Annotated in this window: 13 protein-coding genes and 1 tRNA gene; 4 read left to right on the plus strand and 10 right to left on the minus strand. The window is 70.4% G+C overall.

All coding sequences use genetic code 11. The annotated features are described in order from the left end of the window. Positions 1-99: 99 nt before the first annotated feature. Both H7694_RS10780 and H7694_RS10785 read left to right on the plus strand, forming a co-directional pair. Entirely contained in the window at positions 100-834 is a 735-nt protein-coding gene (locus H7694_RS10780; protein ID WP_193596510.1) for a response regulator transcription factor, read from the plus strand. A gap of 8 nt (positions 835-842) precedes the next feature. After that, positions 843-2,387, plus strand: a complete 1,545-nt coding sequence (locus tag H7694_RS10785; RefSeq protein ID WP_193596511.1) for a sensor histidine kinase — start codon at positions 843-845, stop codon at positions 2,385-2,387. On the opposite strand, the gene H7694_RS10790 is transcribed toward H7694_RS10785, so the two are convergent. From H7694_RS10790 to H7694_RS10815, 6 genes are all read right to left on the minus strand, one after another. Continuing rightward, positions 2,381-3,871, minus strand: coding sequence for an FAD-dependent oxidoreductase (locus H7694_RS10790; protein WP_227468390.1), 1,491 nt, complete (start codon positions 3,869-3,871; stop codon positions 2,381-2,383). The genes H7694_RS10785 and H7694_RS10790 overlap by 7 nt on opposite strands. Positions 3,872-3,989: 118 nt before the next feature. Then, positions 3,990-4,844, minus strand: a complete 855-nt coding sequence (locus H7694_RS10795) for an FAD:protein FMN transferase (RefSeq protein WP_193596513.1) — start codon at positions 4,842-4,844, stop codon at positions 3,990-3,992. 6 nt (positions 4,845-4,850) lie between these two features. Then, a complete protein-coding gene (locus H7694_RS10800) occupies positions 4,851-5,303 on the minus strand; it encodes an FMN-binding protein (protein ID WP_193596514.1) in 453 nt (150 codons plus the stop codon). Positions 5,304-5,349: 46 nt separating this feature from the next. Then, positions 5,350-6,384, minus strand: a complete 1,035-nt coding sequence (locus H7694_RS10805; RefSeq protein WP_193596515.1) for a ribose-phosphate diphosphokinase — start codon at positions 6,382-6,384, stop codon at positions 5,350-5,352. A 9-nt stretch (positions 6,385-6,393) separates the two neighbouring features. After that, positions 6,394-7,824 carry a bifunctional UDP-N-acetylglucosamine diphosphorylase/glucosamine-1-phosphate N-acetyltransferase GlmU gene (gene glmU / locus H7694_RS10810; RefSeq protein WP_193596516.1) on the minus strand — a complete coding sequence of 477 codons (1,431 nt, stop codon included), beginning with the start codon at positions 7,822-7,824 and terminating at the stop codon, positions 6,394-6,396. A gap of 1 nt (position 7,825) precedes the next feature. Continuing rightward, positions 7,826-7,897: transfer RNA gene (locus tag H7694_RS10815), tRNA-Gln, on the minus strand. A gap of 94 nt (positions 7,898-7,991) precedes the next feature. On the opposite strand from H7694_RS10815, the gene H7694_RS10820 reads away from it, so the two are divergent. Both H7694_RS10820 and H7694_RS10825 read left to right on the plus strand, forming a co-directional pair. Beyond that, entirely contained in the window at positions 7,992-8,486 is a 495-nt protein-coding gene (locus H7694_RS10820) for a MarR family winged helix-turn-helix transcriptional regulator (protein WP_193596517.1), read from the plus strand. A gap of 19 nt (positions 8,487-8,505) precedes the next feature. Next, positions 8,506-9,471 carry a pseudouridine synthase gene (locus tag H7694_RS10825; protein ID WP_227468072.1) on the plus strand — a complete coding sequence of 322 codons (966 nt, stop codon included), beginning with the start codon at positions 8,506-8,508 and terminating at the stop codon, positions 9,469-9,471. A 72-nt stretch (positions 9,472-9,543) separates the two neighbouring features. Here H7694_RS10825 and H7694_RS10830 read toward each other — a convergent pair whose 3' ends face one another. The 4 genes from H7694_RS10830 to H7694_RS10845 all read right to left on the minus strand — a co-directional run bounded on the left by H7694_RS10830 (position 9,544) and on the right by H7694_RS10845 (position 12,904). Beyond that, positions 9,544-10,206 carry a methionine ABC transporter permease gene (locus H7694_RS10830; RefSeq protein ID WP_193596519.1) on the minus strand — a complete coding sequence of 221 codons (663 nt, stop codon included), beginning with the start codon at positions 10,204-10,206 and terminating at the stop codon, positions 9,544-9,546. After that, the gene (locus tag H7694_RS10835; RefSeq protein ID WP_193596520.1) at positions 10,206-11,249 is read right to left on the minus strand and encodes a methionine ABC transporter ATP-binding protein; all 1,044 of its coding nucleotides are present in this window, start codon (positions 11,247-11,249) and stop codon (positions 10,206-10,208) included. The genes H7694_RS10830 and H7694_RS10835 overlap by 1 nt, the downstream gene beginning before the upstream one ends. A 126-nt stretch (positions 11,250-11,375) precedes the next feature. Beyond that, the gene (locus H7694_RS10840) at positions 11,376-12,287 is read right to left on the minus strand and encodes a MetQ/NlpA family ABC transporter substrate-binding protein (RefSeq protein ID WP_193596521.1); all 912 of its coding nucleotides are present in this window, start codon (positions 12,285-12,287) and stop codon (positions 11,376-11,378) included. A 41-nt stretch (positions 12,288-12,328) separates the two neighbouring features. Continuing rightward, complete coding sequence (locus tag H7694_RS10845; RefSeq protein WP_193596522.1) at positions 12,329-12,904, minus strand: MarR family winged helix-turn-helix transcriptional regulator; 576 nt, start codon at positions 12,902-12,904, stop codon at positions 12,329-12,331. Positions 12,905-12,980: the final 76 nt, after the last annotated feature.

Raw genomic sequence — 12,980 nt, forward strand, 5'->3', positions numbered from 1 at the left:
TCCGGTGACTGACGCAGCGCCCGCCGGCCGACACCACCTCACAGAATGCGCATAGCATTCTCCAAGCATTCGGCGCACCTGGGCGCGCACAATGGGCGCATGAGCACTGAGCACCCCGACCTGCGCCGCCCCGACGGATCGCCGCTGCGCATTCTCGCCGTCGACGATGAGCCGATGCTCACCGATCTGCTCGCCATGGCGCTGCGCATGGAGGGATGGGAGGTGCGCACAGCGGGCTCGGGGCTGGAGGCGCTGCAGGTCGCCCGCGAGTTCGAGCCCGACGCACTCGTGCTGGACGTCATGATGCCCGACCTCGACGGCGTCGGCGTGCTGCGCCGGCTGCGTGAGGCCGGCAACCTCGTGCCCGTCGTCTTCCTCACCGCGAAGGACTCCGTCAGCGACCGCATCGCCGGGCTCACCGCGGGCGGCGACGACTACGTCACCAAGCCGTTCAGCCTCGAAGAGGTCATCGCGCGCCTGCGCGCCGTCATCCGCCGTTCCGGACACGGACGCGTCGAGGACGAGCAGTCGATCCTGCGCGTGGCCGACCTGTCGCTCAACGAGGACAGTCACGAGGTGTTCCGCGGTGACGACGAGATCGAGCTGACCGCGACCGAGTTCGAGCTGCTGCGCTTCCTGATGCGCAACGAGCGCCGCGTGCTCTCGAAGGCGCAGATCCTCGACCGGGTGTGGAGCTACGACTTCGGCGGCAAGTCGTCGGTGGTCGAGCTGTACATCTCGTACCTGCGCAAGAAGATCGACGCGGGCCGCACGCCCCTGCTGCACACCGTGCGCGGGGTGGGGTACATGATCAAGTCGCCGCAGCAGCCGTAGGAATCACCATGTCCGCTCGTCCGGTGAGCCTGCAGGCGCGGCTGATGGCCGCTGTGATCGGGTTCGTCTCCCTCATCCTCGTGGTCGTCGCGGTGATCACCAGCGCGACCCTCGGCACCACGCTCGAGCAGCGACTCCAGGAGCAGCTCAGCGGCTACTCCGCCGTGACGAAGCGCTGGGTCATGTCGGCCGAGCCGGCGGCCGCGCTGATGGGCGAGACGCTGACCGCCGAACGTGTGCTCACCGGCCAGCGGGTGCCCGCCGGGCTGCTGCTGGCGGTGCAGCCACGCGACGACGTCGCCTCCGGCGTGATCGTGACGGCCGACGGCGGCAGGCGCCTGAGCGACGGCGCCCTGTTCGAGCTCACCGAGGCGCTGAACGCCGGCAGCACCTCTGCGGTCACCGTCGCGGGCGGCTCGTACCTGGTGACGATCTCGCAGACGCCGGACGGCACGGTCGTGGTGACCGGCCTCTCCCGCGCCGAGATCCAGCACACCCTCGGAACCCTGTTCACCGTGATCGCCCTGGCGACGCTCGGTGGCCTGCTGCTGCTGGCGCTCACGACCGCGCTCACGATCAGCATGGGGCTGCGTCCGCTGCACGCCGTCGCGGCGACCGCCACCCGGGTGGCCGGTCAGCCGCTGGACCGCGGAGAGGTGAGCATCACCGAGCGCGTGCCCGACTACGAGGCCGACCCGCGCACCGAGGTCGGCCGGGTGGGCGTCGCCCTGAACACGCTGCTCGACCACGTCGACACCTCGCTCGCCGCACGTCAGCGCAACGAGGAGCGGATGCGGCGATTCGTCGCCGACGCCAGCCACGAGCTGCGCACCCCTCTCGCCTCCATCCGCGGATACTCCGAGCTGTCGCTGCGGGCCCTGCGTCAGGGCGGGCCGGGCGACGCCGCGGCATCCGACACGCTGGAGAGCACCACCACGGCGCTGGAGCGCATCCAGGCCCAGTCGCTGCGGATGACGCGGCTCGTGGAGGATCTGCTGCTGCTGGCGCGGCTCGACGAGGGGCAGGAGCTGCGCAGCGGCACCGTCGATCTCACCCAGGTCGCGGTCGAGGCGCTGATGGATGCGCAGCCCACCGCCCCCGGGCACACCTGGGACCTCGCCGTGCCCGAGCATCCCGTCACCGTCGCGGGCGACGCGGGACGCCTGCACCAGGTGCTCGCGAACCTGCTCGCCAACGCCCGCACACACACGCCCGCCGGTACGACCATCACGCTGTCGCTGGAGGAAGCAGGCGCCGACGCCGTGCTGCACGTGCACGATGACGGACCCGGCATCGATCCCGGCGTGCGCGACGAGCTGTTCTCGCGGTTCGCGCGCGGGGACGTCTCCCGGGCACGTCAGACCGGCGGCACGGGACTCGGTCTGGCGATCGCCAAGGCGATCGTCGACGGCCACGGCGGCACCATCGAGGTCGACAGCGAGCCGGGAGACACGACGTTCACGGTGCGCCTGCCGCTCGCACCTGAGAAGGATGCCGGTGGCGAGACCGGAACCAGCGCGGCGACCGGCGAGACGGGAGCAGAGACTCAGTAACCCGCGAACGCGTCGGTGGTCAGGCTGCGGGCCTTCTGCAGCGCCGGGGCGAGATCGGCGATCAACCGCGGCGGGCCGGAGATGAACGCGTTACGCGCCGCGATGTCGGGCACGACGCGCTCCAGGCCCGCGGCATCCAGCCGTACGCCCTGTGCCCACGTCCAGTTCGGGGCGAGGCTGGTCGGCTCGTCACGGGTGAACACGATCGCCCGCACCCCTGTGGCCTCGAGCTCGTCGCGGAACGCCAGCTCGGCCGCCTCGGAGGCCACGTAGATCAGCACGACGTCGCGCTGCACCCCGAGCGACTGCATCTGCCGCAGCTGCGAGACGAACGGCGTCACGCCGATGCCGGCCGCCACCATGAGCGCCGGCGCACCGCCTCGTGGCAGCACGAAGTCGCCCCAGGTACCGGTGACGGCCAGCACCGCGCCCGGCTGCGCGGCCGCGAGCGCCCGCTTGTAGCTGGAGGGATGCTTCTGATCGCCGTCCTTGTAGGCGATGCGCAGCGTGGGCAGGTCGGCGGGCGCCGAGACGAAGCTGAACTCGCGGCGGGTGCCGCGGGCGTCCGGATGCCGGTGCGGCACGTCGAGCTCGAGGTACTGGCCGGGCAGGAAGCGCAGCCGCCCCCGGGTGCGGAAGGTGAGCTCCTGCGCGGTGGGCGTCACGAAGCGGCGCTTCTCGAGCACGAGCCGCACCGAGCCGCGCAGCGCGAAGGCGAAGGCCAGCAGGTTGCCGATCAGCAGCGCCCGCTCCTGGCCGAGTGTGAACAGGCCGCCGATCGCGATCGGCCAGCCGGCGAGGATGCCGACCAGCGCGGCCACGCTGAACTGCTGCCACCGGCGCGGCGGCAGCGTGAGCGGCTCGGAGAGCATGAATGCGCCGAGGAAGAGGAACGGGCTCTGCGCGAGCGAGAACAGCACGGCATCCGCCAGTTCGAACGCGAGCCCGGCGGCCTGCAGCTGCACCGCCTGCCGCACCACCGAGACCCCGACGGCCACGAGCAGGAACACCAGCACGATGCGCACCTTCTCGGTGCGCCACAGCACCGCCAGCCCCAGCACCGCCACGGCGACCGAGAGCACCGGCGTGCCGACCCACCACGACGAGAACGATCCGAGCCCGAAGATCGTCACGACCGCGGCGCCGAAGGCGGCCGGGTTGAGGATGTGCCTGCCGCGCCACGCGATCAGGTACTTCGACAGGCTCGCCACGGCGCCGGCGAGCGCATTGCCGGCGAGTCCGGCGACGGTCAGCGACGGCTGCAGCACGAACAGCAGGATCAGCGCTGTGACCAGCGACGACTCCAGGCGCCACGGCAGACGCAGGATGCGCTGGGCCGCTGCATCCACCGCCGAGATCACCACCGCGAGCACGGCGAAGGAGGCCAGGATCTCCACGGCGTTCGGCATCCCCGATCCGGTCAGGGACAGGACGATGGCGATGGCGGCCAGGGCGGCCAGGGCGAACAGCACGAGACGGTACATCGAGATGGCGCCGAGGACGGCGAGAACCCGCTGCCGCAGCGCAGTGAAGGTGACGGTCACCCCTCCACTCTTCCGCATCCGGCTATGACCGGGGCGGATGACGGCCTCCGGCGCCGTCTCAGACCGTGAACAGCTCGCCGTCGAACCCGCTGGACCACTCGGCGCGGCCGTCGGTGCTCATCCGCACCCAGTCGACGCCCCAGTTCTCGGCGAGGGCCGCTCCCCCGTCGAAGAACAGCGCGGTGGCGACGGCATCCGCGTGCATGGCGTCGTCGGCGAGCGCCCAGGTCGCCGCCCACGTGCGCACCGGCACGCCCGTCCGGGCGTCGAGCACGTGATGCAGTCCGTCGCCCCAGGCGCGGCGGTTGATCGCCGAGGCGCACAGCGCGCGGCCGGCCACCTCGACCACCCCGATCGCCGACGTCGTGTCGTAGGGGTGCTCGAGCCCCACGCGCACCGACCCGCCCCGCACGCGCAGGTCTCCCCCGGCGTCGACGATGACCCGGCCGTCCACCCCGGTGAGGGCGTCCGTGACCAGGTCGACCAGGCGCCCCTTGCCGAGCGCTCCGACGTCGATGAGGGCCGGGGCGTCCAGGGTCAGCTCGGATGCCGTCCAGCGCAGCATCCGCTCCCACTCCGGCGGCGCCGCCTGCGGCGCACCGGCGTGCAGCGTGAGCGCCGCGTCGTAGCCGAGCGCCTCGAGTCCGGCGCCGATGAGCGGACTGACCGCGCCGGCGGTGGCCTCGGTGAGCTCGCGGTACGCCTCGAGCATGGCCGGGGCATCCGGTGGCGCGGCCACGGTGCCCGGCCGTGCGCGCAGGCGCGAGACGACGGAGTCGTCACGGAAGCGCGACCACGCCGCGTCGAAGTCCGCGACGATCGCGGCCACGTCGCCCTGCAGTTCTTCGCCCAGCGGAGCGTCGGTCTCGATCTCCCAGGGGGTGCCGATCGCGTCGAACCGCCAGAGGGTCATGGCGGGCTACTCCGCGGCGTCCCTGACGGCCGCCTCGTCCTTGATCTTCACGACGGCCTGGTCGAAGCCGCCGCTGGTCAGCGACGAGCCGGCGACGCGGTCGACCTGCAGCTCGTCGAGCTTCTTCCCCACCACGACATCGGCGATGCCCGCGATGAACTGGCCCTGGTACTTCGTGGTCTCCGGGGCGATCGGGTCGCCGACGACCTCGACGTCGGTGACGACGTCGTCCTCGAGGGTGAGGGTCACCGAGATCGTCTCGACCGTCTCGGGGGTGCGGTACGCGCCCTCGGCGGTGTAGGTGCCGTCGGTGTACGGCGCGGTCGCGTCGGTGCTGGTCGGGGCCGGGTCGGACTTCGCGGTGCCGGCCTCGGCGGAACCCGAGCAGCCGGCGAGCAGGAGCGCGCCCGCCACGCCCGCGAGGGCGGTACCGGTGCGCAGCGCGGGATGCGTGTTCATGCTCCCAGCTTGCGGCATGAGGCTATGCGCGACCCGGATGCCGTTCTCAGGCGTCGCCGCCGAACATGCTCGTGACCGAGCCGTCCTCGAAGACCTGACGGATCGCGGTCGCCAGCAGCGGCGCGATCGGCAGGATCGTGAGCGACTCCCAGCGACGCGACTCGCTGAGCGGGATCGTGTCGGTGACGACGACCTGATCGATCGCGGCATCCTGCAGCCGCTCGGAGGCCGGGTCGCTGAACACGGCATGCGTGGCGGCGACGATCACCTTGCGCGCGCCGTTCTCCTTCAGCGCCTGGGCGGCCTTGACGATGGTGCCGCCGGTGTCGATCATGTCGTCGACGAGCAGGCAGGTACGACCGTCGACGGTGCCGACGATCTCGTGCACCGAGACCTGGTTGGCGACCTTCGGGTCGCGACGCTTGTGGATGATGGCCAGCGGTGCGCCGAGGCTGTCGGACCAGGTGTCGGCGACCCGCACACGGCCCATGTCGGGCGAGACGATGGTGAGGGTCTCGCGGTCTTCGGCGGTGAGCGTGCCCTGGAAGTGCTCGAGCAGCACGGGCTTGGCGAAGAGGTGGTCGACGGGGCCATCGAAGAAGCCCTGGATCTGCGCGGCGTGCAGGTCGACGCTCATCACCCGGTCGGCACCGGCGGTCTTGAGCATGTCGGCGACAAGGCGGGCGCTGATCGGCTCGCGGCCGCGGCCCTTCTTGTCCTGACGGGAGTACGGGTAGTACGGGGCGACGACGGTGATGCGCTTGGCGGATGCGCGCTTGGCGGCGTCCAGCATGATGAGCGTCTCCATGAGCCACTCGTTCACCGGCTCACCGAACGACTGCACGATGAACAGGTCGCAGCCGCGGATCGACACCTCGAAACGGGCGTAGATCTCACCCGATGCGAAGGTGCGGTGCTCGACCGGCGCGATCTCCTGCCCGAGGGCGGCGGCGACGGCGGCGGTGAGCTCGGGATGCGAGCGGCCTCCGGCGACGACCAGCCGCTTCTTCGTCTTCGCGATGAGACCGGGGGCGACCCCGTTCGCGCGATCCAGTGCAACCGTCTTCTTCTTGTGCCCCATCCGAGCCGCCTACTCCGCCGTTCGTTCGCGCGCGGCGGCATCCGCCGCGCCGGTTCCTGCTCTGTTCTTCTCGACCCACCCCTCGATGTTGCGCTGAGGGGCGACGCTCATGGCCAGGGCACCAGCGGGGACGTCCTTTCGGACGACGGCGCCTGCACCGGTCTTCGCACCAGCTCCCAGCCTAACGGGCGCGACGAGCACCGTGTGCGAGCCGGTGTGCACCTCGTCACCGATCTCGGTGCGGTGCTTGTTGACGTCGTCGTAGTTCGCGGTGATGGTGCTGGCGCCGAGGTTGACGCCGCGGCCGATGGTCGCATCGCCCACGTACGACAGGTGCGGCACCTTGCTGCCCTCGCCGATCTGTGCGTTCTTCGTCTCGACGTAGGCGCCGATCTTGCCGTGCGCCCCCAGCACGGTGCCCGGGCGCAGGTACGAGAACGGTCCGACGGTGGCCTCGGCGCCGACCACGGCGAGGTTCGCGTCGCTGCGGCGCACCACGGCGTCCTCGCCGATCTCGCAGTCCACCAGGGTGGTGTCGGGGCCGATGGTGGCGCCGGAGGCGATCACCGTGGCGCGCAGGATCTGGGTGTTCGGCAGGATGGTGACGTCGGGGGCGAGCTTGGCGTCGTCGTCGATCCAGGTGGTGGCGGGGTCGATGATGGTGACGCCCTCGCGCTGCCAGCGCCGCACGATGCGCTCGTTGAGCACCCGGCCCGCCTCGGCGAGCTGGGCGCGGTCGTTGACGCCGAAGGTCGAGGCGACGTCGGGGGCGAGCTCGGCGGCCACGGGCTCGGCGGCGCCGCGCAGCAGGCCGATCACGTCGGTGAGGTACATCTCGCCCTGCGCGTTGTTGCGGTCGACCTGCGCCAGGAAGGTGCGCAGCGCCGCGGCGCGGAAGACGTAGACGCCGGCGTTGATCTCGGTGACCGCGGCCTCGTCGTCGGTGGCGTCCTTCTGCTCGACGATGCGCTCGACGACGCCGTCGGCGCCGCGGATGACGCGCCCGTAGCCGGTCGGGTCGTCGAGGTGCGCACTCAGCAGCGTGGCGGCGGCGGATGCTGCGCGGTGACCCGCGATGAGCGTCTCGAGGGTCTGCGACTCCAGCAGCGGCACATCGCCCGAGAGCACGAGCACGTCGCCGTCGAAGTCGGCGGGCAGGGCGTCGAGCGCGACCTGCACGGCCCGGCCGGTGCCGGGGATCTCGTCCTGGTCGACGACCACGGCATCCGGGTACTGCTCGACGAGGGTGGCGATGACCTGCTCGCGCTCGTGCCGCACGACCACCTCGATGTGCTGCGCGCCCAGGGCGCGCGCGGTGCCCAGCACATGGCCGACCAGCGGCCGGCCGCCGATCTCGTGCAGCACCTTGGGCAGGCGCGACTTCATGCGCGTGCCCTGTCCTGCGGCGAGGATGATGATCGCGAGCGTGTTCTCCGTCATGCTCCGCCGCCAGGATTCGAACCTGAACCTCACAGCTCCAAAGGCTGTCGTGCTGCCGTTACACCACGGCGGACCGCGGCGCCCCGGCGGGCGCCGCGCATCAAGTCTGCCACGCCGCCGCCTGTGCGACCGTCGGGCCGCAGGCCGGGGTGCGGGATGATGGGGGGATGAAAGAGGCGGATGAGGTCGATCGGATCGTCAGCGCGTGGAACGTGCAGCGCCCCGACCTGGATTTCTCGCCCCTCGAGGTGCTCTCGCGCATGGACCGGCTCTCGCGGCAGCTGGACCGCGCCCGCCGCGAGGTGTTCCACCGCAGCGACATCGAGCCGTGGGAGTGGGACGTGCTCTCAGCGTTGCGTCGCGCGGGCGACCCGTTCCGGCTCTCACCCAAGCAGCTGCTGCAGCAGACCCTGGTCTCGAGCGGCACCATGACCAACCGCATCGACCGGCTGGTCGGCCGGCGGTTCGTGCGCCGTGAGGCGGATCCGGTTGACGGGCGCAGCGTGCTGGTCATCCTCACCGACGACGGCAAGGTGCGGGTGGATGCCGCGATCACCCGCCTGGTCGATGCCGAGGCGGAGCTGCTGCGTGCGCTCCCTCGCACCGATCGCGACCGGCTGGCGGGGCTGCTGCGCAAGCTCAGCCTGAGCTTCGACTCCTGAACGCCGTCCTGCGATGGCGATGAGTTCTCCCCTCCCGGTGCGCGACGGCGTCGGCGCCACGCGGCTGCACGTGCCGCTGACCGGACCGTGGCCGACCATCGGCGCGTACATGGCGGAGCGGTTCTTCCACCTCGACCCGGAGCGGCTGCTGCGGCGGTTCGACCGTGGTGAGATCGTGGCACGCGACGGCTCGGCGCTGAGCCGCGAGACGCCGCTGGGCGCCCACGAGTTCGTCTGGTACTACCGCGAGCCGCCCGTGGAGCGTGAGATTCCGTTCGAGATCGAGGTGCTGCACCACGATCGCGATCTCGTCGTCGCCGACAAGCCGCACTTCCTGCCGACCACCCCCGGCGGCAAGTATCTGCAGAACTCCGCACTGGTGCGGCTGCGCAATCTGCTCGGCATCCCCGAGCTCACCCCGATCCACCGGCTTGACCGGGCGACCGCGGGCCTGCTGATGTTCTCCACCCGCCCCGTCACCCGCGGCGCCTACCAGCTGCTGTTCGAGCGCCGCGAGGTCGAGAAGGTCTACGAGGCGGTCTCCGCGCTGCCCGCCGGCTGGGATCCGGCATCCGCCGCCCTGGCGGGACGGCCGTTCCCGATCGTGTTCCGCAACCACATCGAGAAGCTGCGCGCGCACGTGCGCGTGAAGGTCGACGATGCGCGCGAGCCGAACTCCGAGACGCTCATCGAGCTGATCGATGCCGACGACCACGTCGTGCACACGCTGCTGCGGCCGCACTCGGGAAAGATGCACCAGCTGCGCGTGCACCTCGCCGCGCTCGGCGCCGGCATCCTGAACGACGGGTTCTACCCCGAGCTGCTGCCGGAGGCGCCGGACGACTTCACCCGGCCCCTTCAGCTGCTCGCGCGCGAGCTGCGGTTCACCGATCCGCTCAGCGGTGCGCCGCGTGAGTTCATCACGCGGCGCACGCTGCAGCAGGCGCCGGGCCCTTCGACCGGCTCAGGGACCCAGGCGGGGTGAGGCTGAGGGACCAGGCGGGGTGAGGCTGAGGGACCAGGAGGGGTGAGGCTGAGGGACCAGGCGGGGTGAGGGTCAGCGGCGCATGATGACGCGCGCCAGCTTGGTTCCGAGCAGCTGCACGAGATGCACGAACACGACGATCAGCACGATCGCCGCCCACATCACGACGGGCTCGAACTGGCGGAAGCCGTAGACCTGCGCGAACGCGCCGAGCCCGCCACCGCCGATGAGACCCGCCATGGCGGTCATGTCGATCAGGGCCACGACGATGAACGTGTAGCCGAGGATGAGCGGGCCGAGGGACTCGGGGATGGCGACCGTCAGCAGGATGCGCCAGGGCCCTGCCCCCATCGCGCGTGCGGCCTCGATCACGCCCGGCGAGACCGACACGAGGTGCTGCTCGACGATGCGCCCGATGGCGAACGAGGCCGCCAGGCCGATGCCGAAGGCTCCCGCGTTGATGCCGATGCCTGTGCCGACGAACAGGCGCGACAGCGGCATGCCGACCGCCGCGATGAAGATCACGAACGGGATCGGCCGGAAGAAGTTCACGAACAGGTTGAGCACGCCGCTGATGACGCGGTTGGGCAGCAGCCCGCCCGGGCGGGTGACGTACAGGCCCATGCCGATGATCGTGCCGAGCACACCGGCCATGACCAGCGCGAACGCCGTCATGTACAGGGTCTCACCCGCGGCCTTCCAGAACTCGGGCAGAAGTTCGATGAGACGGTCCATCAGCGTGCCTCCTCGTTCTCGATCTCGGTGACCTCGGCGTGCTCCCGGATGCGCGCCAGCGCCGCGTCGATCGCCGCGTCGGCGCCGCGGATGGCGAGGGTGAGATGGCCGAAGGCGCGGCCGCGGATGTCGTTGATGCCGCCGTAGACGAGCTCGAACTCGAGCCCGGCCTGGGCGAGGTCGAGCAGCACCTGCGCCTGCGAGGAGTCGCCGTCGCGGAACGAGAAGGTCACCAGCCGGCCGGCGTGGCGCTCGCGAAGTGCCGCGCTCTCCGCCGGCGACGGAACGCCCTTGATGACGGTGCCGACGAAGCGCTGCGAGGCCGGGTTCTGCGGGCGGGAAAAGACCTCGAAGACGTCACCCTGCTCGATCACGCGCCCGCGCTCCATGACGGCGACCTTGGTCGCGATGGTCTGGATGACGTCCATCTCGTGCGTGATGACGACGATGGTGACATGCTGCTCCTCGTTGACGCGCTTGAGCAGGTCGAGCACCTCGTGCGTGGTCTGCGGGTCGAGGGCGCTGGTCGCCTCGTCGGCGAGGAGGATCGCGGGGCGCGTGGCGAGCGCGCGGGCGATGCCGACCCGCTGCTTCTGCCCGCCGGAGAGCTGTTCGGGGTAGGCCCGCGCCTTGTCGGCCAGTCCGACGAACCGCAGCAGCTCGTCGACGCGCTCCTCGATGTCGGCCTTGGACCAGCCGGCGAGCTTGAGCGGATAGGCAATGTTCGCCCTGACCGTCTTCGAGGCGAAGAGGTTGAACTGCTGGAAGATCATGCCGATGCCACCGCGGACCTTGCGCAGCTCACGCTCGGACAGGGCGGTGATGTCGATCCCGTCGACGTGGATCGTGCCGCTGGTGGCGGGTTCGAGTGCGTTGATCAGCCGCACGAGCGTGGACTTGCCGGCACCGGAGTATCCGATGATGCCGAAGACGTCGCCCTTCTGGATGTCGAGGGTGACGTCGTCGACGGCGGCGACGACGGCGCCGTCGCGTCCGCTGGACGCGTACGTCTTGGTGACGCCGGCGAGGCTCACGATGGCCATGGGTGCGCTCCGGTGGGTGTGTCGGACGGGGGAAGCGAGGCTCGGATGCCCTGGCACGGGAATCGGGCGGCGCGAAATCGCGCCGCCCGATTCTCTCGCATCCGGATGTGAATGCGGTGCGTCAGATCACTTCTCGACGGCGGTGTCCTCGAGAACCTTCTTCAGCGAGGCCTGCAGGTCTGCGGCCGGGGTCTGCAGCAGCACCGCGGTGTCGCCGGAGGCCTCGAGCAGGCCCGCCTGCACGTCCTCGTCGGTCTGGAAGATCTCGACGAGCCTGAGGTAGGTCTCGTTGTCCACATCATCCGCGCGGGCGGCGAAGATGTTCACGTACGGCAGCGCGTTCGGGTCGGACGGGTCGTCCTGGGCGATGGCGTCCTCGAAGCTCAGGCCGGCGTCCTCGACGAAGTCGTTGTTGATGATCGCGGCGGCGACGTCGGGAAGCGCGGTCGGGATGAGCGCGGCCTCGAGAGCGGTGACCTTCACCTTCGACTTGGCGGTGTCGACGTCGGCGAGGTCGCTGACGATGGTGCCGCCGCTCTTGAGCTCGACCAGGCCGGCCGACTGCAGCACCAGCAGGGCACGCGCCTGGTTCGACGCGTCATCCGGAACGGCGACGGTCTCGCCCTCGGGGATGTCCTTCACATCGTCGTACTTCTTGGAGTACAGACCCAGCGGGTAGATGGCAGTCGCACCGATCGGCTGCAGGTCCTCGCCGGAGGCGGCGTTGTACTGCGCGAGGTACACGATGTGCTGGAACTGGTTCAGGTCCAGCTCCCCCTCGGTCAGCGCCGGGTTCGGCTGCTCGTAGGAGCCGAAGTCGATGAGCTCGACGTCGATGCCCTCGGCCTTCGCAGCCTCGACGAAGGCGGGCCACTGCGGGTCGCCCTTGCCGACCACGCCGATCTTGACGGTCTCGGCAGCGCCGTTCGCGTCGGAGCCGGCGGTCTCAGAGCCGCTGTTCGACGCGCATCCGGCGAGGGAGGCGATCAGCGCGGCCGCTGCTGCTGCGGCTGCGATGGTGGTGATTCGGCGGGACATGATGTTTCTTCCTCTCGTGGGGACTCAGAAACGCTATGCGCCTATACAGGTTCCGCCCGAATCGCGTCGTCATATGACGTCACAGCCGTCGCCTCGAGGGCGTCGAAGAAGTCCGCGACGACCGCCCGCTCCTCCGGAGAGAGCGCCGCGACGACGTCGAACCGCCGTGCGTGCGCGCGTCCGACGGTCTCGCGAGCGGCCACGCGCGTGTCATCGGTGATCTCGATCGTGAGGCTGCGGCGATCGGTGGGATGCGGCAGACGCCGGATGTGGCCGCCCCTCTCCAGCCGATCCAGGAGCTTGGTCGTCGACGCGGTCGAGATGGCGAGGTGCTCCGCGATCGATCCGGGGGTGACGACCACACCCTGCCGCTGCGCGGCGATCAGCAGCCGCAACGCCCGCATGTCGGTCTCGCCGAGCTTCATGTAGCGCTGCGACGCCTCGCTCATGCGCCGCTCGGCTTCACGCCAGCGCCGCATGCCATCGAGCACACGGAGCACATCGGCCAGCGTCGACGGTGACAGGTGCGAGCGCCGGACGAGCTGTTCGTCAGGGTCGTTGCGCGCAGGATCGTGCAGCACGACGCGACTCTGCGCAGGACGATCTTCATTCGCCATGGCTGAATTCTACAGATCGGACTTGATACTTCCATAGTAGATAGCTAGCCTAGCTAGCTAAGTGGAAGGCGGATGC

The sequence above is a fragment of the Microbacterium sp. YJN-G genome, assembly GCF_015040615.1.
Lineage (GTDB): Bacteria > Actinomycetota > Actinomycetes > Actinomycetales > Microbacteriaceae > Microbacterium.